Source organism: Aquimarina agarilytica ZC1 (genome assembly GCF_000255455.1).
GTDB classification, from domain to species: Bacteria; Bacteroidota; Bacteroidia; order Flavobacteriales; family Flavobacteriaceae; genus Aquimarina; species Aquimarina agarilytica.
In genome coordinates this window covers 28,972-55,151 of the sequence record NZ_JH621272.1, presented here as the reverse complement: position 1 = coordinate 55,151, position 26,180 = coordinate 28,972, and the positions used below count along the sequence as shown (strand labels likewise).

General features: G+C 33.8%; 19 protein-coding genes. 12 read left to right on the top strand and 7 right to left on the bottom strand.

Annotation, left to right across the window (positions count from 1 at the left end):
- Nucleotides 1-177: 177 nt before the first annotated feature.
- The 5 genes from KQA_RS0213560 (at nt 178) to KQA_RS0213540 (ending at nt 6,042) form a co-directional block, all read left to right on the top strand.
- Nucleotides 178-1,203, top strand: a complete 1,026-nt coding sequence (locus KQA_RS0213560) for a hypothetical protein (RefSeq protein ID WP_010181957.1) — start codon at nt 178-180, stop codon at nt 1,201-1,203.
- 140 nt (nt 1,204-1,343) lie between these two features.
- Nucleotides 1,344-1,640: a hypothetical protein gene (locus KQA_RS0213555; protein ID WP_157366706.1), complete on the top strand. Its 297-nt coding sequence runs from the start codon at nt 1,344-1,346 to the stop codon at nt 1,638-1,640.
- Nucleotides 1,641-1,956: 316 nt separating this feature from the next.
- Nucleotides 1,957-2,274 (top strand): hypothetical protein, encoded by a 318-nt coding sequence (locus KQA_RS20340; RefSeq protein ID WP_010181955.1) that lies wholly within the window; start codon nt 1,957-1,959, stop codon nt 2,272-2,274.
- Nucleotides 2,274-2,549, top strand: coding sequence for a Txe/YoeB family addiction module toxin (locus tag KQA_RS0213545; RefSeq protein WP_010181954.1), 276 nt, complete (start codon nt 2,274-2,276; stop codon nt 2,547-2,549). Before KQA_RS20340 ends, KQA_RS0213545 begins: the two co-directional genes overlap by 1 nt.
- Before the next feature lie 376 nt (nt 2,550-2,925).
- Complete coding sequence (locus tag KQA_RS0213540) at nt 2,926-6,042, top strand: carbohydrate-binding protein (protein ID WP_010181953.1); 3,117 nt, start codon at nt 2,926-2,928, stop codon at nt 6,040-6,042.
- Nucleotides 6,043-6,114: 72 nt separating this feature from the next.
- Here KQA_RS0213540 and KQA_RS0213535 read toward each other — a convergent pair whose 3' ends face one another.
- The gene (locus KQA_RS0213535) at nt 6,115-8,280 is read right to left on the bottom strand and encodes a S9 family peptidase (protein WP_010181952.1); all 2,166 of its coding nucleotides are present in this window, start codon (nt 8,278-8,280) and stop codon (nt 6,115-6,117) included.
- A 281-nt stretch (nt 8,281-8,561) separates the two neighbouring features.
- On the opposite strand from KQA_RS0213535, the gene KQA_RS0213530 reads away from it, so the two are divergent.
- The gene (locus KQA_RS0213530; RefSeq protein WP_029209598.1) at nt 8,562-9,641 is read left to right on the top strand and encodes an HYR domain-containing protein; all 1,080 of its coding nucleotides are present in this window, start codon (nt 8,562-8,564) and stop codon (nt 9,639-9,641) included.
- A gap of 97 nt (nt 9,642-9,738) precedes the next feature.
- On the opposite strand, the gene KQA_RS0213525 is transcribed toward KQA_RS0213530, so the two are convergent.
- The 6 genes from KQA_RS0213525 to KQA_RS20895 form a co-directional block, all read right to left on the bottom strand.
- A complete protein-coding gene (locus KQA_RS0213525; protein WP_010181949.1) occupies nt 9,739-10,917 on the bottom strand; it encodes a hypothetical protein in 1,179 nt (392 codons plus the stop codon).
- A 209-nt stretch (nt 10,918-11,126) separates the two neighbouring features.
- Nucleotides 11,127-12,899, bottom strand: coding sequence for a RagB/SusD family nutrient uptake outer membrane protein (locus KQA_RS0213520; RefSeq protein WP_010181948.1), 1,773 nt, complete (start codon nt 12,897-12,899; stop codon nt 11,127-11,129).
- 125 nt (nt 12,900-13,024) lie between these two features.
- Complete coding sequence (gene rlmB, locus KQA_RS0213515) at nt 13,025-13,759, bottom strand: 23S rRNA (guanosine(2251)-2'-O)-methyltransferase RlmB (RefSeq protein ID WP_010181947.1); 735 nt, start codon at nt 13,757-13,759, stop codon at nt 13,025-13,027.
- A 103-nt stretch (nt 13,760-13,862) separates the two neighbouring features.
- A complete protein-coding gene (locus tag KQA_RS0213510) occupies nt 13,863-15,563 on the bottom strand; it encodes a BamA/TamA family outer membrane protein (protein WP_010181946.1) in 1,701 nt (566 codons plus the stop codon).
- A 353-nt stretch (nt 15,564-15,916) separates the two neighbouring features.
- The gene (locus tag KQA_RS20900; protein ID WP_010181945.1) at nt 15,917-16,180 is read right to left on the bottom strand and encodes a Raf kinase inhibitor-like protein, YbhB/YbcL family; all 264 of its coding nucleotides are present in this window, start codon (nt 16,178-16,180) and stop codon (nt 15,917-15,919) included.
- Nucleotides 16,167-16,391 (bottom strand): hypothetical protein, encoded by a 225-nt coding sequence (locus KQA_RS20895; RefSeq protein ID WP_010181944.1) that lies wholly within the window; start codon nt 16,389-16,391, stop codon nt 16,167-16,169. Before KQA_RS20895 ends, KQA_RS20900 begins: the two co-directional genes overlap by 14 nt.
- 216 nt (nt 16,392-16,607) lie before the next feature.
- Here KQA_RS20895 and KQA_RS0213500 point away from each other — a divergent pair, with 216 nt between their 5' ends.
- Genes KQA_RS0213500 through KQA_RS0213475 form a run of 6 tightly spaced genes read left to right on the top strand, consistent with a single transcriptional unit; the run spans nt 16,608 to nt 26,164 of the window.
- The gene (locus KQA_RS0213500; protein WP_010181943.1) at nt 16,608-18,464 is read left to right on the top strand and encodes a GMC family oxidoreductase; all 1,857 of its coding nucleotides are present in this window, start codon (nt 16,608-16,610) and stop codon (nt 18,462-18,464) included.
- A 28-nt stretch (nt 18,465-18,492) separates the two neighbouring features.
- The gene (locus KQA_RS0213495) at nt 18,493-19,566 is read left to right on the top strand and encodes a ferritin-like domain-containing protein (RefSeq protein ID WP_010181942.1); all 1,074 of its coding nucleotides are present in this window, start codon (nt 18,493-18,495) and stop codon (nt 19,564-19,566) included.
- A 21-nt stretch (nt 19,567-19,587) separates the two neighbouring features.
- Nucleotides 19,588-20,067 (top strand): hypothetical protein, encoded by a 480-nt coding sequence (locus KQA_RS0213490; RefSeq protein WP_010181941.1) that lies wholly within the window; start codon nt 19,588-19,590, stop codon nt 20,065-20,067.
- Nucleotides 20,068-20,119: 52 nt separating this feature from the next.
- Nucleotides 20,120-21,385: an FG-GAP repeat domain-containing protein gene (locus KQA_RS0213485; protein WP_010181940.1), complete on the top strand. Its 1,266-nt coding sequence runs from the start codon at nt 20,120-20,122 to the stop codon at nt 21,383-21,385.
- An 11-nt stretch (nt 21,386-21,396) separates the two neighbouring features.
- On the top strand, nt 21,397-23,385 hold the full coding sequence (locus KQA_RS0213480; RefSeq protein ID WP_010181939.1) for an amylo-alpha-1,6-glucosidase: 1,989 nt from the start codon (nt 21,397-21,399) through the stop codon (nt 23,383-23,385).
- A gap of 43 nt (nt 23,386-23,428) precedes the next feature.
- Nucleotides 23,429-26,164: an MGH1-like glycoside hydrolase domain-containing protein gene (locus KQA_RS0213475; protein ID WP_010181938.1), complete on the top strand. Its 2,736-nt coding sequence runs from the start codon at nt 23,429-23,431 to the stop codon at nt 26,162-26,164.
- The last annotated feature ends 16 nt before the right edge of the window (nt 26,165-26,180 follow it).

Sequence of the window (26,180 nt, the reverse complement as noted above, 5' to 3'; positions counted from 1 at the left end):
ATCAATAAAGAGTTTGCGGTTGTTTTATCCTATAGACCTACGGATTTAAGGTGCAAATCCGCGCTATCGGGATTCTAATTGGTTTAATAATAGTGGAGTACAAAAAATAAAAGATTATAAGAGGTCAATAAATGACATAGAAAGCTCTATCTATGATTTTATAAAAGTAAAATAGTGATGTATAAATTTTTTGATAAAGTTAAAAACATTGACGATTTCTTTCTGATCAAGAGTTTGGTTATAGTTTTTTCAAAGGATGATATAAATAATTTCAAGGATTTAGTAAGAATTCCTTTGAAAGAAGGAAAAAGAAGAATAAATCCAATATGTATTGTTTCTGATGATGAAATTTACTTTAGTGATTATGAAAGTAAACCTTATGTGTTTTCGTTAAAAGAAAATAATTTAAAGAACTTTAAAGAGTTTGATTTTGAAAATTCGTTTTATAATTTGTGTCTAGGTAGTGTTTATGATACTAACGAAAATGCTAATTCAATTTTATTAGATTTAAGAACTGAGGATGTGATTTATGAATCTGAATATGATTTAAAAAAATCATTCATAAGTAATGAATATGTTTTAGGTGTTGTAGGCTTAAATGCGACACAATTCTTTTTCAAAAAATTGAAGGAACCTATAGAGTGGGTTATAGATCTGAAAGTATTACATGTTATTGGAGTTTTTGATGAACAAATCATACTACATCTACCTAATTTTATAATTGTAGGAATAGATATATATTCTGGAAAAGAATTATGGCGTGTAAATAATATATTTGGTAATTTATCTTTAGATGAATATGAAGGATGCAGTTTAAATAAATTACGAAGTCTTAGTTGGAATTTTGATGGAAGAAGAGGTTGTGTATTTCTTTTTTTTAATAATTATTTGTTGAGATTAGATTTAAAGAAAAAAGAAATTTCAGTTGTCAGAGATTTTAATGATTATGAAAATAAAGAAGAATGGTACTTTAGAGAAAGTAATTTATATTATAACAAGTTAACATTTATAGCTTCTAAGCGATTGGGAGCTTTTTCTAATTATTTTGGAGTTATAGATTTAGATACAATGGAAATAATTTGTTGTCAAAGGTCTCAATCTACTGCGTTTTATACAAAAGCACCTCAATTGAAGGAAGATAAATTATATATATTAGATAATAATAAGACTTTATATATTTTTAAAAAAGAAGTTTTACAGTAATGAATTTGTCTGAGCGAAATATATTTTCATTGTTTTTATTGCTTTCTACTTTTGTTGGTATACCCATTTTATTTGGTTGTATTGGTATTTATAACCATTTAGTAAATGAAACCCAATCTTTTTCGGGTTTGCCTAAATATATGTTTTTAAAAAAAAGCTGTGGAAAAGAAATAATACAAACTAATTGCTTGCAATTAGTTTTGGAAAAAGATACGCTTAAAGCATTATTGTCAGATACTGAAGCATTATTTTATACAAAAAATGAAAAAGAACTTTTAAATATAAAAGTTAAGTATACAAACAATAACATTAAAGAACTTATTATAGATAATAATAAAATTATATCACGAAAAAATTCATTATTTACAGGCATTATTTCTCTTTTAATCGGTGTATTCTTTTTGTTATTTTTTAAGTGGATTTGGTCAAGGAAATAATATCTTAATGACGAGGTTTTAAGATGTGGACTGTCTAGCATCTCTTCGAGTGATTTGCGTAATGAAATGAAGCAAATAGTATCGATAATTGTTTTCCGATTCCGATAAACGAGTTCTCGATACATTTTTCCTCCGCTATGCTACGATAAAATACTCAAACTAGTCAGGGTGTTTATTTAAGTCAGATAGTTGGCTTATAGCTCTATGTCAAAAACGGATGCTGATTTAACCCTGTAAATAGAAAAGTGTTATCCCTTACGATAAAAGAGATCTCAATTTAGTATATTTGTACCATTAATGGTACATTTTTGCAATTATGGAAATAATATCTAGTCGTGAATTTAGGGACAATCAAAAGAAATATTTTGATATGGTCGATGATAAAAAACAAGTTATAGTAAAACGTTCTAAAAATAGGGCTTATAAGTTAGTGCCTGTCACAGAAGATGATATGCTTGTTGAAATTCCTTTAGAATACAGGTGTGATCCTTATGAGTTTAGCCCTAGTGGCGATCCATTTTGGGCAGATAAACGTAATGTAGAAATCGTAAAAAAAGCTATGGAGCATAAAGATCAAATTAGCGATAAAATAAGTTCAGCAAAAGATCTTAAAAACTTTTTAGAGAATCTTTGATGTACACCTTAGATATTACGGTTCAAGCCAAAAAAGATATTGCTTTTTTAAAGAAAACTGGCGGTAAAACTAGTATCAATAAAATAGAGCAACTCTTACTAGAACTTATGCAGCATCCTAGAGAAGGAACAGGTCGTGTAGAACAACTCAAAGGTGATCGCCATGGGCAATGGTCTAGACGTATTGACAGAAAGCATCGCTTAATTTATACTATTGATGATGATATAGTTACTGTTACTATTATCGCTGCACGAGGACATTACGACGATAAATAACCAAGTGATACGCCTATCGGCGAGTGTTATTACTAATTCACTTGTTCCTTACAGTCACAGCGGGGCTTATAGTGTTTTCCGATTCCGATAGACGAGTTCTCGATACATTTTCTCACCGCTATGGCTACGATAAAATACTCGAACTAGTCAGCATAATTTTTATTAGTTCCACTATTGGACTTTCTGCACAATCGTATGAATCAAATCAAGGCTGTTATTTAGACTTTTGCCTATTTTGATCTTACCAAAAGCCTATTTTAGTACCTGTAAGCTTCTTTTTAATGCCATTAATCGAAAAGCAGCATGGAAAAAAACACAGCTGTGTTTTGTAATTAGTTTTGTTCGCATTAACAAAACCGAACAAACCACATAATAAATGAAGTACAAACAAATTATTTTCAACACATTTTTTGTTTCCTTGGCTGTAACAACCGGCCTGAAAGCTCAAAATCCCAAAAAAGTAACTATTGATTTAGAGAATAAACGATTTATCGGGAATATTTCGAACTTAGATAGGACACGCTATTTTAATATGCATGAGTCTTATTTCAGTAATGAATTTAACTCTAATAACATTAGTAAAGAAATTTTAGACAACCTCGATGTAGGTAGAGCAAGGGCAGCAAGCGGTCCAGGGAGAAAAACAATACGTAAAAATGGAAAAGTTTCGAGCTATCCTAATGCTTCCGTAGGAAAAACAGGAGGGCAAAGTATTCGAAATGCTTGGATGAATAGGGTAGGAATTGCCGAGTTCAATAAAAGAAAAACTTCAGACGTAATTTTAGTTGATGCTCCAAAAGAGATATTTCTACCTAATGGAGATTATAAAAAAGCGGCAAAGTTTGCTGAAAATTATATAAAGTCAGCTTTTAACGGCGTGATTCCAAAGTATTACGAAATCATGAATGAACCTTTTGTTCATGCAAGAGATTTTGGAAAAAACACCAGTCAGGTAGTTGCCCAAATGTCAGAACTTCACAAAGCAATGGCCGATCATTTGCATAAGGTGTTACCAGAAACATTAGTTGGTGGGTATTCTTCAGCTTTTCCGCAAATGGAAGCAGGTAATCCCATGTTCAGGCACTGGAATGTGAATCAGAAAAAATTTATGGATATTACAAATAATAGCATGGATTTTTACGCAACTCATATTTATGATGGCGCCAATATTGTAGGGAGTGATCAACGTAGGCAAGGGAGTAATATGGAAGCTATACTTGATTTAATTGAAGCCTATAGTCAAGATAAATTTGGTGAAGTAAAACCACATTTAATATCTGAATTTGGTAGAACAGAAAGGCCTTGGATACGAAATAGTCAAGGTGTGGTTTCTCCGTATACGGAATCTAGAGATGGTGAAATTATACAATCCATTAACGCCATGTTAATGCAATTATTCGAAAAACCAGATAGATTGTTAAAAGCAGTACCTTTTATAGTATCCAAATCAAATTGGTTTTATGATGTAAATAATAATCCTAATAATCACCCTTATCCTTGGGCGTTGTTACCAAGACTAAAAAATGGAAATTACACGTATACGCATCTTCGAAAGTTTTATGAATTATGGAAAGATGTTACAGGGCATAGGGTAATTGCAGAAACCAATGATCCAGATATTTTAGCTCAAGTTTTTGTGGATAAATCAAAGGCTTATGTAGCGATTCATAATATGGATGGAGCTAACAGAAGTATTCAATTAGATTTTTTACAAAATACTAATGTATCTTCTGTAACCACTCGATCTTTTTTTACAGATAACAATGGTATTCCAAAATTAAATATCACTAAAGCTAATAGTTTACCTAATAAAATTTCGGTACGAAAGGATGGAACTACGCTTTTGGTATTAAATTTAAATAAAGCGCCTAATAGTAAGTATACTACACGTGAAAATGTATATTATCCTACCAGAAATAAAAATAAATCTAATGTTTTAAGGACAATTAAGGCTAATGAGGAATATACCTATCGTTTTGATAATATATTGACCGATAATGGGAAAGGAATTTCTAAATTAAGAGTTAGTTTTGGAAGAGAAAATAAAGCTTCTAAAAAACCGAAAGTAGTCATCAATGGAACACTTATTGAAACACCTCAGGATTGGAAAGGAGATGATCAAAAAGAAAGAGATCGTTGGTTTGGTATGGTCGAAATACCGTTTAAAAGTGCATTGTTAACTAAAAATAAGAATACCATAAAAGTTTCATTTCCCGATGGAGGAGGAAATATTAGTTCGGTGGTATTGATAGGGCAAAGATCTACAAAAAAAGGAAAAGTAGCAGCCCCTAGTAATGCTTCGCCAGTTGCTAAAGTACCTACACCTGCTGTGTCCAAAAATAATTTAATTATTGAGGCGGAAAACTTTGCAAAAACAACAGGTACATACAATGATACTCCAACAGGAGGTGCTGGTTTTGGAGTGAATAAGACAAAAAATGGAATTAATTACGTAAACGCTGGTGATGCTGCAACGTATAGGCTTTCGGTAGCAGATGCGGGTGTTTATGAAATTACTTATGTGATAGCATCACCATCGAATAATGCCCAAATAAAATTATTTTTAAATAATCGTTTAGTAACTACCGATAATGTTAAAAATAATGGGTCTTGGAGCAAGTTTGTAACGTTGAAATCCAAAGCTAACATTAACTTGACTAAAGGGAATCATGAAATAAAAGTGTTGGCTTCGGGAACAAATTTATGGCAATGGAATTTAGATAAAATTATTTTAAAGAAAGTAGGAGAACTTTCAAACGTTTCAAAAACGGTAAATTTAGCTCCAATTCACGATGCTTATTTACAAGGAGGTACACGATACAATACAGCATCCCTAAGAACTGAATCGAATCGACGTATTACTTATTTAAAGTTTGATTTAAGAAAAGTTAAAGGGAACATTAAAAATGGAAATCTTGAACTTACAGTTCATGGTGATACAGGTAACGGCGTAATCGATGTGTATCAAGGAACAGATAAAGGCTGGATGGAAAATGACCTTAGCAATACTAATGTGCCTAATAACATAAAAAAAGTAGGGAGTGTTAAAGGGAATTTTGGTATAGGTAAAAAAGTGAATATCAAATTATCGGGGATTAATAAAAAGGATTATGTTACTTTTATTCTAAGACAAAATTCTGGTAATGATGTTTCTTTTGCATCCAAAGAAAATACTTTAGCAAATGGACCAAAGTTAAAACTTACGTACACAACAGGAACAACTGGGAATAAAAGTATAATAGAAGGAGAGGATGCTACTAATGCTTTAGTTGTTTATCCTAACCCAGTTACAGATAATTTATTCCTTTTAGGAAATCATTTGGGTAAAGAAATTAAAATAGTTGATTTTTATGGGAAAGTTGTAACGCAAATTGATGCTTATGAAAATACCCCGATTAATGTGAGTAACTTAAGTCAAGGGAGTTATATTATATGTGTTTATGACTTAAATAATAGTAAAATGTTTAAAAGTGAAGTTTTTGTAAAAGAATAGAAACTATAAACAATTAATAAAAGTAAAAAAAGCGATCTAGAATTAATTAGATCGCTTTTTTGTTTGTAAATATTACAAATGCTCTAATAGAAAATTAGTCATTTTAGTATATAAATGTAAACGTGTATTTCCTCCATAAATCCCATGATTTTTATCGGGATAAATTGCCATATCAAATGCCTTATTAGCTTTAGTTAATTCACTAGCCATTTGCAAGGTGTTTTGTAAATGCACATTATCATCTGCAGATCCATGAACAAGTAGCAAATTACCTTTTAATTTGTCGGCATGGCTTAGTGGGGAATTATCATTGTAGCCAGAACTGTTTTCTTGTGGCGTTGTTAAAAAACGTTCGGTGTAAATGGTATCATAATATTTCCAATGCGTTACAGGAGCTACCGAAATGGCAGTTTTAAAAATAGTATTCCCTTTAAGAATCGCATTTAGTGCTGTAAAACCACCAAAACTCCATCCCCAAATACCAATTCTGGAAGCATCAACATAAGGCTGTTTAGCTAAGTGTTTGGCAAAATCAATTTGGTCTTGGGCTTCTAGTTTTCCTAATTGTAATTGGGTAGATTTTTTAAATTTACCACCTTTAAAGCCAGTACCTCTTCCGTCAATACAAGCTACAATATATCCTTTTTGAGTAAGTAGGTGGTGCCATAGATCATTGTAACTATTCCATGAGTTTTTAACCATTTGCGAACCCGGACCCGAATATTGAAATAGTAATACAGGATACTTTTTAGAAGCATCAAAATCTTTGGGTTTGAGTATCCATGAATTTAAGTCTTCTCCATTAAGGGAGATAGTGTTAAATTCCTTTTTGGTAAAATGATAGTCAGTAACAGTGGTGCTTAGTTTTTTGTTGTTCTTTAGAGAAATACTTTTTTTTGAGTCAGTAGTATTTACAACCGAAAATTGATAAGGCGTAGTAGTATTGGAAAAAGTATCAATAAACAACGAATAATCAGCACTAAAATCGGCATTATGTACACCGTTGGAACTGGTAAGCTGTTTTTTATTAGTTCCTTTTTTATTTACAGAAAATATTTGGCGTTCAATGTTATTGTTTTCGGTGCTTTGATAGAAAATCCTTTTTTCAGTACGATCTATGCCATAAAAATGAGTCACATCCCAATTTCCATTGGTAACTTGTTGAATAAGTTTTCCTTTGTTATTGTAATGAAATATATGATTGTAACTTTCCTTTTCACTAGTTAGTAGAAAGCTATTGTCTTTTAAAAAAGTTAAGTTGTTAGTAATATCCACATAAGCCTTATCTGTTTCTGTATAAAGGGTTTTTACTTTTTTGTTTTTTGTGTTTACACTAAGTATTGAAAATTTATTTTGATGCCTATTCAACGTTTGGATACATAGTTGAGTCGGATCATTCGTCCATTGTAATCTTGGGAGGTAATAGGATTCAAAATTAGAAAGATCAATTTTTGCTGTTTTAGTGGTAATACTATTGTAAACATGCGCGCTTAGTTGACTATTGGTTTCACCTGCTTTGGGGTATTTAAAAGTTTCAGTTTCGGGATAGTTATCATTTTTGTAAAGCATCATGCTATATTGTGGTACCTTAGATTCGTCGAATTTAAAATAAGCAAGTTGGTCACTAGTACTATTCCAAGCAAATGCAGTGACTAATTCGAATTCCTCTTCGTACACCCAATCGGACAAACCATTAATAATAGTGTTTTTTTTACCATCTGTGGTCACCTGAATAAGCTTGCCAGAGGCTAGGTGTTTAATGAATAGGTTATTATTAAAAACATAAGCTATTTTATTTCCGTCTGGCGAAAAAACAGGTGAAATAATAGCGTTATCCGAAATGGCTTTTAATGTTTTAGCTTGAAAGTCATAAACATAAAATATCCCCGAACTAGAATAGCGGTAGCGTCTTTTAATTTTGGTGCCAAGAAGTACTTTAGTTTCATTGGGGCTAAATTCATAGCTGTCAAAATCAGAAATTTCAAGCGTTTCGGAAGAAAGAAGCGTATGATGTTGCGTTGGATTTAGGTAATTATAAGCTTCTATTTTTGTTTCGTTGTTGGCACGATCAAAAGTTAAGGTGCTATATTCTTTTCCGTTTTTTAAATGATGTATTTCTTCTAAGTACTCAGCTCTAAACTTACCACCCCATATAGCTTCTAGCGTAAGCTGTTTTTGAGAATGCGCATTAAAAAAAATACTAGATAGTATAAGTACAAAAAGGCGGAGTTTTAACATAAGCTTAAATTATACTTCTAAAGTAATTAAAAAGGATTTTTTAGCCAATTAATAAATAATAACTTATCCATTAGGAATTAATTCTATTTAGAAATAGTAATTTTTTTTAAGCTTAATTTCGGGAGAATAATAGAAGCTAATTAAATGAATGTTAGATTTTATAGCTTTTTTCAGGGGTAATTTTAGAAATTTATTTCACGGAAAATGGGGGTTTTAAAAAAGAGATGTGTTGCTAAATTGCTGATTATTAATTTTTAACATTTTAATTAAGATTATTTATTATGAAAACACACACAAAATTTATGTTTTTAAAAAGGGGCTTTTTAAAATCTTTTCTTTTAGTGATGGGGCTTACACTAGTTGTAGCCTGTACCAAAGAAGATGAAGATATAGAGGTTCCTAAAGTTGAAAGTCAGCAAGAGGTGTTCTTTAATTTTATAGGAAAAACATCAAAAAGTTCGGCTAGAGTGGCTGCTTTTACTGGCGGGGAATGGTTGTCAGTTTTAAACAACTCGGTGGAGTATTTGTATCTTGATGATGGGACAAGTAGCGTGGCTAATAAAAATGCAAGCGGGCGAACCTTGTGTGTTTACGATGTGATTTTTGTAGATACAGATTATGCGTATCTTAATCCAGCTACAACTAATGGGTGTGCAGGTCAAATTATTGCATTACCTATAAAAACTCCAGGCAAAGTGTCTTTTGCAAAAAGATTTGATGCCATTAAAGGAGAACTAGTTCCATGGAAACCTTTGAGGTATAACAATGGAACAACAAATGACCCATGTAGTAGTGATACGGTAGCACCAGAAATCAAATGCGGTATCAGCGGTGCTCGTGTGTTATCGTCGGGATCAGCATTGCCAGACTACAGAAGCTCTTTTAGTGCTACAGATAACTGTACAGAAAGGCTAACATTAAGTCAATCACCTGCCGCAAGAAGTAGTGTTAGAAGTGGGAATCAAGTAATAACAATTACAGCAAAAGATGCAGCAGGAAACACCTCTAAATGCTCGTTTACGGTTATTGGTAATGGATGTTCTGGATCCATAGCCACACCTAAGTTAACTAAAGAAGATAGAAATGGTGGATTTATGGTTTTTGTAAGTGTGCAAACTACTGCAGTGGCTGATGAGTACGAATGGACTTTTTCGGGAAGTGGTAATATAGGTACTTTTACCGCAGGTCCAAATGGACAAGGACTTGATCAGAGAAAAGTAGTTCGATCAAAAGAGAATTCTATTTTAGTAGTTCCAGATTTTGGAAACACGCCAAGTCGACCACAGCGAGCTTCAGGGAGTATTTCGTTAAGAGTGCGACAAGGAGGTTGTTGGTCAAAAAGTACATTATTATCCATATAAGCTTTTACACTAGCTAAACAAAAAACACCTTTAATGCTTTTCAGTCGTTAAAGGTGTTTTGATTGTTACTGTACTGAGATAAAAATTAAACTAATTTTTACTTTTTAAAATGATATTTGATGATCTCAGTTGTATTTTCATTTGAAACTTCTTGTTGATTCCCATTTTCATCAATTGTGATAGTAGAATTACTAGTGGTTTCTTCAAGAACAAAGATCAATTCATTTCCAGAGACACTTACTACGTTTAATTCATCAGTTTCAGGACCTTCATCATCATCATTTGTTTGTTCTTCTAACTCACCATTTATGAAATTTTCGTCTTCAAAGGTTACTAATATAAAATTCTTTTCTTCTTCATCATAAGCCCAGTTTCCTTTGCCTTTATAAGTGAAATTGTCAGTTTTAAAAACTTCGTTACATTGCTCTTTAGATGATTTGTAATCTAGGCTTTTTTCAATTCCATCATTTAGGAAAGATGCAGTTCCATCACTGTTAATAGTAAATTCTAATTTACTTGTTATATCACAATATTGGTTGTTAATAGTAATAGTTTCACCATTGTCACAAGTAATGTTAGAGTTGCTAGAATTTATATCACAATCCTCTTCTCCTAGTAAGACTGTTTTTTTAGTTTCTCCAGTTTCATTTTCATAAACTATTTTTTCTAAATTCCACTTTCCAACTAGTTCATTACTGCCTCCCCAAGCTTCAACTTCAACACAGACTTCTTGAAGTTGGCTAATATTATTATCGGCGTCATAAATGCAAATGGTGTAACAAAATTTACCAGGAGGTATGGTTTCGTTAAAAACAACATCAATTTCTTCGGTGCTGTTGTTGTTCGTAGATTTTTGAGTAACTATTTTTAATCCCTTATTAGAATTATTTAATTGTTTAAAGCCAGACCCAAAAGATTCTTTAGGAATATCAAAGTAGCTTGAAGATTTCTCATTTCCATCTGCGGTTTGGAATTGAATGTAAGCTCCGGCATAATTATCAGGGACATTTATTTCAAAAGAAAATCCATTATTTAAAGTAGCAGATTGGGTGTTTTCAACATTAAAATTAATATTTCCTGTAGGAGTAGGTAAACTTTCTGTGATTTTTTTTGCTCTTGAAATAGAAATGCCTTCGTCTAAATTCTGAAGACTAATACTGTTTTCCTCCTGTGAATTATTGTTAACAGCATTTGGAGTATTTCCATCATCGTTTTTTGAGCAACTAGCCAAAAGTGCAAAAAGACTCAGGCAAGTAATTAAAATAGGTTTTTTCATAATTATTTAGATTTTAGTTGCTTGTAAATTAAGGATTTTAGTGTTATCTAAATGTTAAGTTTGTTAGTAGTGAATAAGTTAGTTTCTTGTTTTGTGTATTAAGAAATGGAAGTGCTAAGGTTGGGATACCACATGGCTATTTAATCAACATACCTTTTAAGGAATGTATCTTAAAAGGTATGTTGATTATTATATAATTAACGAATCAATTAATAATTTGGATTTTGTATAAGAGTTGGATTCAATAAAATTTCTTTTTCGGGTATTGGCCATATTGATTCATGAGTATCAAAGTCTCTTTTTTCTGTTTTTTGTAGGTTTACTTTTTCAATAACAGAAGCTAAAAGATTAGTCCTAATAAGGTCGTCTCTTCGATGACCTTCATAGCATAATTCTTTTCTACGCTCTTCAATAACTTCTAAAAGAAATTCATCTTTAGTTATAGTATTACTAATATTATTACTTGAATCTCCATAAGCTCGGGTTCGAACTTCATTAATTGCATCTTTTGCAATTTGAGTAGGACCATTAATTGCATTTTCAGCTTCGGCAATCATTAATAGAACATCGGCATACCTTAAGTAAGGAAAATCAACCCCTTTGGCTAAATTACCGTTTTCTGCTAAAGTTTGAGGTAAATATTTATTAGGTCTCCAATCTCTAATAAAACTGGATTCTTTTATACCATTTGAGTAGGTATACGTAGCAATATTTTGTGCAAAACGGGAATCCTTTATTGTTATTGGAGTAGTAATTTCGGAATCTATTGAGACTTCTATGTTTAAAAATGAACTAATAAATGAAGGTTCAGTAAAAGTAATATTTATATCAACTAAGCCTTTCGGTCCTATGAATTTATTGCCAAAAAAGCTTTCCGTAGTACCGGTTGATTTATCATAACTTATAGAAAAAATAGTTTCTGTATTAGATTGTTCATTGGTAGGGGCAAATACATCGGCATAATTTTTTTCTAAATTATATTTACCTTTTAGTTTGTTTAATTCATTTAACGCAAGTTGATAGTTTTCCGATTTGTTTAAAGGGAATCCAGCACTCTGTAAATATACTTTACCCAGTATAGCGGTTGCGGCATCAATACTTAGATTAGGCTTGCGAGTACTTGGTGCTATGTTTTTTTGTGCAAATATTAAATCTTCAATAATTAATTCGTAAACGTCACTAGTGCTGCTATTGGTTTTAGGCTTCTCAAGTTCATCTATTGTTGTAATATTATTAGTTATAAGTATTGGATTGCCATATAGCTTGACCAAGTTAAAATGAGCAATGGCCCTTAAAGCATGTAATTCACCAAGAATATTATTTTTTTCATCTGTTTCAGTAGTTTCAACTTTATTAGCTAATTCAATGTAATGTTGAGTAGTCCATAATGATTTATAATGTAAATCCCAAATATCTTCAATAGTGGTATTTTTTGAAGTCATTTTGTAATTATCAATATCGGATTGGCTATTTTGTAGAAAACCATAGTGTATAATATCTGAGCCTACATCGTTTAATATAGGAAGGTAATGTGTGTTATAAATTTCTTCAAATGTGGAGTAAGCGAATTTGTAATTTTTTTTTAACCGTTCAAGCGTATTAGCTATTGGAGAAATAGGGTTCTCTTTAGGCGCACTGTCATATGTTACACTACTTTTTTCGTCTTTTTTTACTAAAACCTCTATGGTTTTAAATATCTCATTATTTAAATCTAATAGATTTAAAGTGTATTTACCTATTGGAATATTATCAAATAGAGCAATTCCCTCTTCGTTTGTTTTTAATTTTAGATCTGTAGGTGTTAATAATACCGATTGATCAGGTATGGGGATTATTGTTTCTATGTTTTTGAAGAAAGTATAAAATTCTATGGATCCTGTTTCTTTTAAAGATGTTTCAGATTCGTCATCAGTACACTGAGTAAACAAAACTAAAATTAAAAATGGTAAAAGGGCTTTTTTGAAAAGACAACTAAAATTCATTGGTAAAGTGCTATAATTGAAAGGAGCAAATATAGATTATTACCTAAATTTTTCTAGTGTTGAGTTGATTATTTTGTGTTAAACTCTCAGTTAAGGAAATAATAGTCTTAATGGAAACTATATTCTTATAAACGCTGCCTCACTGCTTCGTACAAAAATACACCGGCAGCAACAGATACATTTAAGGAGCTAATTTCGCCAAACATAGGTAATTTTGCCTTGTGGTCTACTAATTTTAAAATTCCCGGGGATACGCCTTTGCCTTCGGATCCCATAATAATAGCCGTAGGAATTTTAAAATCAACTTGATAAATACTATCCTGGGTTTTTTCGGTTGCTGCTACGGTTTGAATTCCGCTTGCTTGAAGTAGAAAAAGAGCGTCTTTTAAATGATCCACTTTACAAATGGGCATATTAAAAACAGCACCTGCCGAGGTTTTAACCGTATCGGCAGAAACGGGAGCAGCTCCTGTTTTGGCAATAACAATTCCATGGGCTCCAACACATTCCGCGGTTCTTATAATGGCACCAAAATTTCTGGCATCGGTAAGCTGATCCAATAGGATAAGTAATGGGGTTTCTCCAGCTTCTTGTGTGCTAATAATAACTTCTTCCAAATCATGGAAATCTACAGGAGCTACAAAAGCAACCACACCTTGATGATTTTTATGAGTAAGCTTGTTTAATTTTTCAACGGGAACTGTATTTGGAGTGATTTTGTGTTCACGTAAAAGCAGAATTAATTCCTTGGATAAACTACCCTGTAGTCCTTTCTGTAAAAAGATTTTATCAATAGTTTTTCCAGATTTAATCGCTTCCATGACCGCATGGATACCAAAAAGTTGTGATTCGTTACTCATGCCGCAAAGGTAATGTGTTAATTGTGAATTAGGAATTTTATTTTTAGTTGAGAGTTGTCTATTGTCAGTTGAGGGCTTGGTTAAAGGTAGAAGCAAAAAAGCCTTAAAAAAAAGCAGTTAAACTGAGATGTATTTTTGAGTTTCCAAATTCAAAAGGAATATCATCACTGGTGCCATTGGCATAGTTTAATTTAAATAAACCTGCTTTAGTGAGCATTCCAAGTCCAACTCCAAAACTAGTGAGTTGATTTTGACCTATCGGTTCGGGGTTAGCGCTTGACTGTGCCGATTGATTGTCAATAAAAGCAAAGTCAATGATGCTGTGTGCGTAAATAGTTTCATTAAGTTGAAAGCGATATTCGGTATTAAGGACATTAAAAATAGAGGCTCTTAAACTATTTTCTTCAAAACCACGGATGGATAAAATTCCGCCCAAGCGATACAGTTCATTATTAAGATAGGTGTCCGAATTAAAAAATTGAGCATTATTCGCTATGTAAATACTATTCCGTTTATTCAATTGAAAAATATGACTTAATTGCAGGCCTAATTTTAATTGTTGAGTATTCTTGTCTTTTTGGGAACGCGAACCCATTTCGGTACTTAAAATAGCACTAGTTTTTACAGGAAATAGGAGTCGATTTTGTTTTTTTATATAGCGTGCTTCAATATGTAAAAAACGGGCATCAAAATCCTCAGTAATACCTCCTGCAACAAATTCACTATCACTTAAATCAGCGGATTCATATTTTTTATAACCAAGTAGGGCTTCAATTTTTGGGGTAAACACATAATTGAGTCCTATTTTTTGTTCTGTGGTCGAAAATACTTCTTTTTGCCTAAAATTATAAAGTCCAGCCTCAAGACCCAAGGGTAATTTGAACAAATAAGGTAATTTGGCAAGTATCTTAAACTGTTGTTGTTCTTCGGAATCACTTTTGTAGGATAGGTTCAATTCCTCACCATAATTTAAATTGTTTCGTAAGCTTAAATTTAAATAGCCATCTAATACTAAATCTCCAGTTTCTTCGTCGGTCGAAAATCCTAAAAAGCCATCAAAATTATTAGCGTTTTTCTTTTTTAAATACACATATAACTGAGTGGATTTAGGATTAAAAAGAACCTCTGCAGGTTTTATGGTGTTAACAAAAGGAAGGTTATTGAGTTGTTGTGTTTTTTCTTGTATTTTCTTATTTTGGTATAGACTTCTTTTTTTTATACCAATATAATGAGTTAAAAAACCACGAGGGAATTTAGGATAGCCTTTTACAATAATACTATCTAGTTTACGCGTTTCTATACCTTCAAAATGTAAATTAGCGTAAAGCGTATCGTTGCGGTTATAAATGTTTTTTAATTGCAGGCTATTAAACGGATTACCTTCATTAGAGAGTAAAAAGTTCCAATGGGCTATTTTTTTTTGAAGTGATACAATAGGTATCACGTTGCTTTTCTTTAGACCTGCATTTTTTTTAATGATCAAAGGCAATTGTTTCCAATTTTGAATAACGACCTGTTGAATCAATTCTTTTTTGAAAAGTTTAGTTACATAGGTACTGTCGTTTTTTTTAACAGGTTTTTGGTAAAAAGCAGTTAAATAACCTTGTTGATGTAATTGGTTAGCCAAACTATCAATATGTATTTGCAATTGGTTGTAATTACCAAAGGAGAGTTGCTTTTGTATGCTATCAGCTTGCTTTATGTGTAAATGTAGTTTGTTGTCAGGTGTTTGGCTTACGCCAGAAGTATAGCATCCCAAACAGATAAATAAACATAAAAATAAAGATGATTTTAAACGAAGCATACAGCATAAAAAGCGTTAACAAAAAGTATCTAATACGATTTACTGATAATGATTTCGTATAAATATGTTGAATTATTTTTTGCTAGTCTAAGGCAAAAAAATCAGCCATAGCCTTAGCTACGGTTGCTTTTTTTAACGCTAGAATAGTGAAAAAGTAACAGCATATATGCGAAATTTTTGTTAGTAAATCGTATAATACAACATGCATTTTGTAAAACGAAATGTAACTATTTTTTATGCATTTTTAAGCTTAGATAATCAAAAAGACAAGAATTAGAGTTTTAGAGATCATTTTTTATATTCACTAAAGCAGACTTCATATATTATTTAAAGACTATGATTTATCATCGATATTAGGCGTTAGCATAAGCAATTAATGAAGCTTTTGCTAGTGAATTACCATTAAGTACAAAATTAATTAATGCCGCACTAGCATCAATGGCCACTTCAATAGGTTGTTTTAAAGCATATACGGTTATCATATAAGTATGTTGCGTATTAGGTTGGGGGCAAGGACCTAAATAACCGTCAATGCGAGCATCATTATATCCGTTAATTGCACCATGTGGGAGTTTTTTTCGGTAGCTATACCAGCCCCAGCATCTAAATGAGTACAATTTTCGGGGATGTTGTAAGCAACCCAATGCCAAAACCACCTAAATCATACATAGAAACCGCAAAAGCCTTCGTGTTTTTTGGAGCATTTTTCCAACTTAATTGGGGTGAAATATTTTGTCCATGACATCCAAAAGCATTCCCTAATTGTTTATTGGTTACCTGTCCAGGTAAGTCTGCACTAGTTAGTGTAAAATAATTGGAATTGTCCATAGGGCTATTTATGCTTTATAATGTTTGACTTTGTTTTTATAGGGGTAAAATGATCGTAAAATTAGAAAGTCTAATATACCAATTTAATTCTATTAATAGGTGTTGTTATTGATGTAACTAATTGATTATTAATTGTTTGTTAAATATTTGCTTTCATGTTGTGAGCAAGTGAAGTTCTCTTTAGCTTTAAGGTAAATTAACCAACTATAGTTATTTATGCGTCATTTAAAAAGAGTAGTGACTCATCAAACAGTATTGGAAAAAGAATATGATGTTGTGGTGGTGGGCTCAGGAATTAGTGGTTCAATTATAGCAAGTGAGTTAAGTCAAAAGGGCTATAAAATTCTCATTCTCGAGGCAGGTCCAGGTAAGGATTTAACATTAGCGGGTTATGAAAAATATCTGAATCATTTTTACACAGCGACTTCTAAAGATAACAATGCACCCTATAAACGTAATCCAAATGCGCCTATGCCGCGTAGTGTTGATGTTAAAAAAAAGGAACCCGGAAAACCCAATACGGATAGTTATTTAGTGCAAAATGGACCTTTTATAAGTGATTTTACGTATTCACGCGTAGTTGGGGGGACAACCATGCATTTTGAATCCAAGTTACCTCGAATGCTACCAGAAGATTTTAATATATTAAGTACCTATGGCCATGGACTGGATTGGCCTATACAGTATAAGGATTTGATGCCATATTACCGTAAAGCAGAGTTTGAAATGGGGGTTTCGGGAGATGTGTCTACGCAAACTTTTTCTAAACAAAAAGCATACGCTGATGATTATGTGTTTCCAATGCAAGAAATGCCTCCTTCATATTTAGATAAATGTGTAGCAAAAGATGTTGATGGCGCAGAAGTAAAATTAGCCGGTGAGACCTATGCTTTAAAAATAAGAACCTTCCCTCAAGGGAGAAATGGAATCCCTAATAAAAACTATAAAAAGTTTAACAATGGAGAATTGTTTACACCAGTTGGAGCGGTAAGTGAGCATCAAGTAGAAGAAGGTGAACGTTGTCAAGGAAATAATAATTGTACTCCAATTTGTCCGGTACAAGCCAAATATGATGGACGGAAAACTCTAGCTAAAGCCTTGGGAACAGGAAATGTTGATATTTTACCTCAAACAGTGGCATCAAGAGTGGTAATAGATCCAAATACCGGCAAAGTTGATCAAATTATTTATAAATCATATCAGGAATTAGATTCCGAGGAACATACCACTGGAACTATAAAAGCTAAATTATTTGTCTTAGCAGCAAATGCAGTTGAAAATGCAAGGCTAATGTTAGCCTCTGGTTTAAATAGTTCGAGTGACCAAATGGGAAGAAATTTAATGGATCACCCCTATATATTGACCTGGGCATTATTGCCTGAAATTGCAGGAACCACCAGAGGAACTATATGTACATCGGGAATTAGCGATTTACGGAATGGTGATTTTAGAAGTAAACAAGCGGCCTTTGCTGTTGATATCCACAATGATGGTTGGGGTTGGGCAACTGGTGGAGCCGAAACCAATCTGTTAAATATTGTAGACAATCAAAATAAGTTTGGTAAGGACTTGAGGAACGAGTTAGTGCATCAAATATCAAAACAATTACTACTAGCTAATATGGTTGAAATGATGCCGGATCCAAAAAACAGAATCACCGTAGATCCTAAATATGTGGATCGTTTAGGGAATCCAAGACCTATAGTAACTATGGAAATTCCAGAATATACCATGGAAGGAATTTCATTTGCACGTCAACTGTCAAAATCTATTTTTCAAAGGTTAGGAGCCGAAGATCATTCTAAGTATGATCCTATGGATTATGGATATCTAGAATATAAAGGAGAAGGCTATGCCATTCGAGGAGGAAATCACCTCGCAGGGACGCACATAATGGGAACCAATGCGGATAACTCGGTAGTTGATCGGAATCAAAAATCATGGGACCATAAAAACTTGTATTTAGTAGGAGCAGGTAGTATGCCTACTATTGGGACATCTAACACTACATTGACTTTAGCAGCATTGTGCTTTATGAGTGTGGACGAGATGGTCAAGGATTTAGAAGCTTAATTCATGAAAACAACAACAAAACAATAAGATGCATTTACACCCTATTGAAACAGTTAAAGATTTATATAACTATTTATACATAGCTATACAATTAGAGCATGCTACTATTCCTCCTTATTTGACAGCATTATATTCTATTCACCCAGGAACAAACTTGGATGCTTATAATTTAATTAGGGTTGTAGCAGTAGAAGAGATGTTGCATTTAACTTTAGCGGCCAATATGCTGAATGCCGTTGGAGGTACCCCAGATTTAACAGGCGAGGGTTTTGTGCCTTTGTATCCTACGTATTTGCCCGATGGAGAAACTGATTTTAAAGTTGGGCTTGAAAAGTTTTCAATAGCGGCTATAGATACTTTTTTAAATATTGAAAGACCCGCAGAAATAGATAACAGTAAAGGAAGAGCAACGGGTTTATTAAAAGTGAATAGAAAGAATACATCTATTTTACCTTCTTTTAAAACTAGCGATGGTGAGGAGCTTCATTTTCATAGTATTGGAGAGTTTTATAGTGCTATAGCCAAAGGTTTGGAAAAACTAACTAAAGAACTAGGTGAAAAAACTGTTTTTTGTGGAGATTATAACAAACAAGTTACTCCCGAATATTATTATTCTGGAGGAGGTGATATTATACCAGTTCATGATTTAGAGTCGGCGTTAGCAGCTATTCGATTAATATCTGAACAAGGCGAAGGTTATGAAGGTGGAATTTATGATTATGAAGGAGAGTTATCTCATTATTACCGATTCCAACAAATAAAATTAGGTAAATATTACCATAAGGATGATACACCGGGTAAACCTTCCGGAGAAGATTTATCCATTGATTGGAACGCAGTATATCCAATTCAAAGCAATCCGCGTTTGGAAGATTATCCTAAAGATTCCGAATTATACAAAGAAGCCTTAGTATTTAATGAGTTTTATAAAACTTTTTTAAAGCAATTAACAACAGCATTTAATGGGCAACCTAGTGTATTACTACCCGCAGTGGGAGGGATGTTTAAAATAAAGGAAATGTCCTATAAATTAATGAGAAACCCGATTCCGGATAAAGAGCATGTGAATGGAGCACCCACTTTTCAAGTAGACTCAATTTAAAAATGTAAAAGAAGATTGATTATGGATATGAATAAGGAACAATTGAATGTGTTTTTAGAAATGTCAACAGTGTTAACAGCATTTTCGGAATATGAGTTAAAAGGTACAGGTCAGTTAGAAGCCTATTTTAATACTGTCGTGGAAATTGTTGGTCAAGGAATAATGGACGAGCTTTTAAATGCTTTTGCAGAAGTTAAAAAGATAGCAAACAATAATGAAGCAATATTGAATAAACAATTAAGATTTCAATTATTAAGCAATGACAAGTTAGGGCCAATTACCAGAAACATTATTAAAATGTGGTTCATCGGTAGTTGGTATCAATTACCAAATGCGTGGAGAGAAAATTATGGCGAATCTCAAAAAGATATCACGTTTGTTGTATCTGCCAATTCGTTTATCGAAGGATTACTTTGGCCAAGCATTGATTCTCATCCGCCTGGTGCCAAAGCGCCAGGTTATGGAACCTGGACTAATAAACCACAAATTACAGAATTGTAAATTCCTAATAAAGGTATAAGGCTCCAACAATATGGGGTAAAAAATAGAAATCATGAATAATCAACCAAAAGATGTATTAAGCTATTTAAATGATGGCGAAATTAAAATCCCTTTTTTTACAAAAGTCACACTAGCAGATAAGCAGGATGATGGATATTGGATTGAAGCCGTAGACGTAAATGGAAATGGGAAGTTAGATATTGTAACCTCTGGTTTAGCAGTAGGTAAAGTAGTTTGGTATGAAAATCCAGATTGGAAAAAACGTGAGATAGCCCACTTTCCACTACCGGTGGCAATTGAAATAGGTGATGTTACAGGTAATGGAACCAATGATTTGGTAATTTCTCATAATTATGGGAATTGTATGTTTTGGTGTAGGCCCGAAGATGGGAAAATTTCATGGTTAGAAAACCCAGGAACTTATGCGGATGATAAGCATTGGAAGTCTCACTTTATAACAGATCTAATGGCTGCGCATCGCTTGCAAGTGGGACATTTTACCAAAACAGATAAGTTACAATTAATGGCATTACCAGTAGTGGGGTGTAGGCCTTATGGGGAAGGAGTTCATGAGCCTGTTTCCATGACACTTTTTGATTTTCCAGAAAATGCCACGGAACTGAAAGAATGGAGTGGTGAAATTATAAATAATGCTGATTTTAGAGTGATTCACGGGGTGGTGAAAAATAAATTTGGAGGCTATTCTGGCGATGAATTACAATCGGTACTTTTAGCAAGTGAAGAGGGTATCAATTGGTTTTATTTTGATACAGCAACAGGCGAATGGAAAATTGTACCTATAGGTGAAGGAGACCAAACAGGCCAAGCAGGACAGTTTAAAGGAAGTGGTAATGTAGCATATGGGAGAGTGGGTGATGATCCATACGCTTACATAGCTACAATTGATCCTTTTCATGGAAATTTAGTAACAGTATATACACGTAAACCAGGAACAAACTTGACAGATCATCCATGGAAACGTACTGTTTTAGATGTATTTGGTGAATTTGATTCGGAAACCCATGGGCCAGGGCATCATATTATAACTGGTGATTTTGATGGTGATGGGAATGATGAGTTTTTGGTGGCACTCAAAGGACCGTTACCACATCAGGGAGTGTATTATTATAAAGCAATAGATTTAGAATCCGGTTTGTTTGAAAGATGGCGCGTATCAACAGCTTCCGCAGCACGTATAGTTGTTGGTGATTTTAATGGTGATGGGCGTTTAGATTTTGCTACAACAGGCTATTATACTCCGGGGTATTATTTATGTGACAATTCTCAAGTAAATGTATATCATAACAGCTTTGCTTAAATCTCTTAACTATGGAAAATATACATTTTGGAAGAGAAACCACAGGAAATCTACAAATAGCAGAAAAAAAAGAATGGATCATAACCAATGGTATTGGTGGTTATGGTTCGGGGACAATAGCAGGTTCAATAACTAGGGGCTATCATGGTTTATTGGTGGCATCATTGCACCCTCCAATTGATCGTAAGATTATGTTGGTAAAGTTGGATGAAAGCTTAGTGTACAGAGGTAATGTGTATGATCTTACCACGAATAGATGGGTTTCAGGAGATGTGTCACCTAAAGGCTTTGTGAATATAGAGCGCTTTTCACTGGAGGGCACTACCCCTGTATGGCGCTATGCCTGTGCTGATGCTATTTTAGAAAAACGAATTTGGATGAAGCAAGGAGAAAATACCACTTACATATCCTATACTTTAGTTAGTGCTTCCGATACTGTTGAAATTAAAGCTAGTGCTATAGTGGATAATCGTGTTTTTCATAACACGGGTCAGGTTTCGTGGCCAGTGGACATCAAAGCAATTTCAGATGGGATTAAAATTACCGCTAATGGGGATAATATGCTGCCGTTAGTTTTAAAAATGCAGAAAGCAGATGTAGCAATTAAAAATGAGTTGTACACTAATTTTTACCTTCCAGCGGAAGCGGATCGAGGTTTAAATAGCGATGATACTCATGTACATGCAGCAGATTTTAAAGTGTCGTTAGCTGTTGGTGAAACCATTGTTTTTTTAGCAAGCAGTATTGAAGGAGCTAATTTTGTGACTAAGGCTTATCAAAAAAAGAAAGATCAAGAAGCACAATTACTTAAAACTTGGTTAAAGCAACGGAAAAATAAAAAAGAAAGTGATCATCCAAATTGGATTAAGCAGTTGGTATTAGCTGCGGATCAATTTGTGGTCAATCGAGATTCAGTAAATGGTGAGTCAGGTAAAAGTGTTATTGCAGGTTATCATTGGTTTGGCGATTGGGGACGTGATACGATGATTAGTCTTACAGGGCTTACCATTACAACTGGAAGAACGGAAGTGGCAGGGCCTATTTTAGAAACATTTTCGGAATATATTAGTGAGGGGATGCTGCCCAATAGGTTCCCTAACTCTAATGAGGAGCCAGAATATAATACGATAGATGCTACACTGTGGTTTTTTCAAGCCATTCTTTCTTATTATAAAGTAACAAATGATAAAAAATTACTGGCAAAATTATTTCCTAAACTTCAGGAAATTATTGAATGGCATATAAAAGGAACGCGGTATAATATTCACGTTGACCCATCCGATGGTTTATTGTGGGGTGGACAAGATGGTGTGCAGTTAACATGGATGGATGCAAAGGTGGGAGACAAGGTAATTACGCCTCGTATTGGTAAACCTATTGAGGTAAATGCCTTGTGGTATAATGCCTTAAAAGCAATGCTTGTATTTGCAAAAGCGCTAGGTAAAGATGCAAGCGATTATAAAACTAGAGCAGCTACTGTAAAGCAGAGTTTTGCAAAATTTTGGAATGATGAAAAAGGATATTGTTTTGATGTGTTAGATGGACCACATGGAAATGAAACTTTATTACGTCCCAATCAATTGTTTGCTATAGCACTTCCCGAAAGTCCTTTTGAGACAAGTAAGCAAAAGCAAATTATAGAAGCCTGCGCCGAAAATTTATTAACCTCACATGGGCTAAGGTCATTAGCAAAATTCGAATCAGAATATATTGGTATTTATACAGGTGATCAATATCATAGGGATAGCGCCTATCATCAAGGGACTGTTTGGGGGTGGTTAATTGGACCTTTTGTAAGTGCGCATTTAAAAGTATACAAGAATGTAGATAAGGTAAATCACTTTTTAGCGCCTTTTGCTGACCATTTAAGTGGGGTAGGCGTAGGAACAGTGAGTGAAATTTTTGACGGTGATGCGCCATTTACTCCTAAAGGCTGTATAGCGCAAGCTTGGAGTGTAGCGCAAATTTTAGAGGTATATAGTGAGATTGAGAAAAGCTAGAAAATGGGTTAAATGGACTGAATAATATTCAAATGTAAAAAAAATGAGTCAAAATAAAGAAACTATCCGAATGGGTAAATTATATTCAGAGGATTCAGATACTTATGAAGATTGGTTGTATTGGGGACCTTACCTTTCGGAAAGGCAATGGGGAACAGTCCGAGAAGATTATAGTCAGGGAGGAAATGCGTGGGATTATTTTTCTCATGACCAAGCTAGGTCAAGAGCATATCGTTGGGGAGAGGATGGTTTAGGGGGGATTTCTGATCCTGAACAAAAACTATGTTTTGCAATTGCACTTTGGAATGGGAATGATGCCATTATTAAAGAACGCTTATTTGGATTAACAAATAGTGAAGGAAATCATGGAGAGGATGTAAAAGAATACTATTACTATGTGGATAATACGCCAACGCATAGTTATATGAAATGGTTATATAAATATCCGCAAAGGGCTTTTCCATATGCAGATTTAGTGAATGAAAATGCACGCAGAAAGTCGGATCCACATTCATTTGAGTATGAGTTGATGGATACTGGTGTTTTTAATGATGATACCTATTTTGATGTCCAGGTGGAATATGCAAAATCGGCAACACACGAGATTTTAATAAAAATAAAAGTAATTAATCACGGAGCAGATACAGCAGCATTGCATGTATTGCCAACTTTGTGGTTTAGGAATACCTGGTCTTGGTTTGTTGATGCCGAAAAGCCTCAATTAAATGGAATAAAATCTAGAGGAGGGCAAAATTTTGCATGTATACGAGCAACGCCTACATCGAGTAGTAATGCTAAGGAAATGATGCTGTATTGCGAATCCCCAGAGGAATTGGTTTTTGTGGAAAATGAAACAAATAATGAAAAGTTATGGGGGAACGAAAATAATACCCCATATCCAAAAGACGGGATTAATGATTATATAATTGGAGGAAAACATTCGATAAACCCTACGTTGGTAGGGACAAAATCAAGTGCTGTTTATAAACTGAGTCTGTCTTCCAAAGAAACCAAAGAAATACGCTTAAGATTCTCCTCTAATACATCAATATTAGAGCCTTTTGCAGATGATTTTGATGCCGTATTTGATAAAAGAATCGCAGAGGCAGATGAGTTCTATGAGTCATTAGCACCTTCAACACTTAATGAAGAGCAAAAATCAATTCAAAGGCAAGCTTATGCAGGAATGTTATGGGGGAAACAATATTATAATTATGTAGTAGCCGATTGGTTGGATGGAGATCCAGTAGGGCCACCACCTCCATCGGGTCGTGGTCGTAATAACGAATGGCGGCATATGTATGCAAGTACCATTATTTCGATGCCCGATGCATGGGAATATCCATGGTTTGCGGCCTGGGATCTGTGTTTTCAAACGGTAGTGTTTGCTAGACTTGATTTACAGTTTGCTAAAAATCAGTTATTAGCATTGTCGCATGAATGGTATATGGCGCCTAATGGAGCTATACCTGCCTATGAGTGGGCATTTAGTGATGTAAATCCACCGCTGCATGCATGGGCGGCATTGCAAATTTTTGAGATTGAAAAGGAGATGGGGCTTGAGAGTGATTTTAAGTTTTTAGCTGATATTTTTCAGCATTGCTTATTAAATTTTACTTGGTGGACAAACCAACAAGATGGGGATAACACAAATTTGTTTGAAGGTGGTTTTCTTGGTTTGGATAACATATCGGTTATTAACCGCAGTAATCTTGAGGATTTTGAAAAGCAAATTGGTCATAGCGTAACCATGAAACAATCCGATGGAACAAGTTGGATGGGCATGTATTGTATTAACATGATGCAGTTGGCAATAAAGTTAACTGTTTTTGATCACAAGATTTATTCGCATTTTGTAAGTAAATTTTTTCAGCACTTTGTGTTTATAGCTGATGCTTTAAATAGTGTTGATCAGGCTTCGAATGGAGCAGTTAAACTATGGGATGATCAAGATGGGTTTTATTATGATTTCTTGGAAATTTATGCCAATCCAACGCAGTATATTTCTGTAAAGTTGAGGTCTTTAGTGGGGATTATTCCATTATTTCCTGTAGCTAAAATTAATTTAACGGAATTGGAGCCTAAAGTGTCTAAGGAGTTAAAGGAGCGTTTAGATTGGTTTTTTAATAGGCATCCAGAACTTATAGGCCAAGTGCAAACTTTAAAGTCGGGCAATAATAGATTTATGGAAGGGATGGATGACGAAATTTTATTATCCTTTGTGAAACCTGAGCGTTTGGTTACCATCTTGGAGCGAGTTTTGGATGAGAATGAATTTTTAAGTCCACACGGTATTCGAGGAATTTCTAAAGCCTATCAGAACGATCCATATCGTTTGACTGTGGATAATGTGACCTTAACTGAGCGTTATGAACCTGCGGAATCTGCCGATGGATCTTTTGGGGGAAATTCTAATTGGAGAGGACCGGTGTGGTTTCCCATAAATTTTTTGTTGATTAATACACTTCAAAGTTACAGTGAGTTTTTGGACAAATATTTTACAGTAGAATATCCTTCGCATTCTGGAAATAAAAAGTCATTAAAACAGGTGGCTAATGACTTGTCAAAGCGAATGATTCAAATTTTTGAACGTGATGCTAATGGAAATCGGCCAGTGTATGGAGGAAATGAAACTATGCAAAATGATGCAGCCTGGAAGGATCTGATTTTGTTTTTTGAATATTTTCATGGAGATAATGGTGCAGGTTTAGGCGCATCACATCAAACAGGTTGGACGGGTCTAGTAGCCGAGTTATTGTTTAGGTATAAGGATGAATAGATAAAAATAGTAAGAA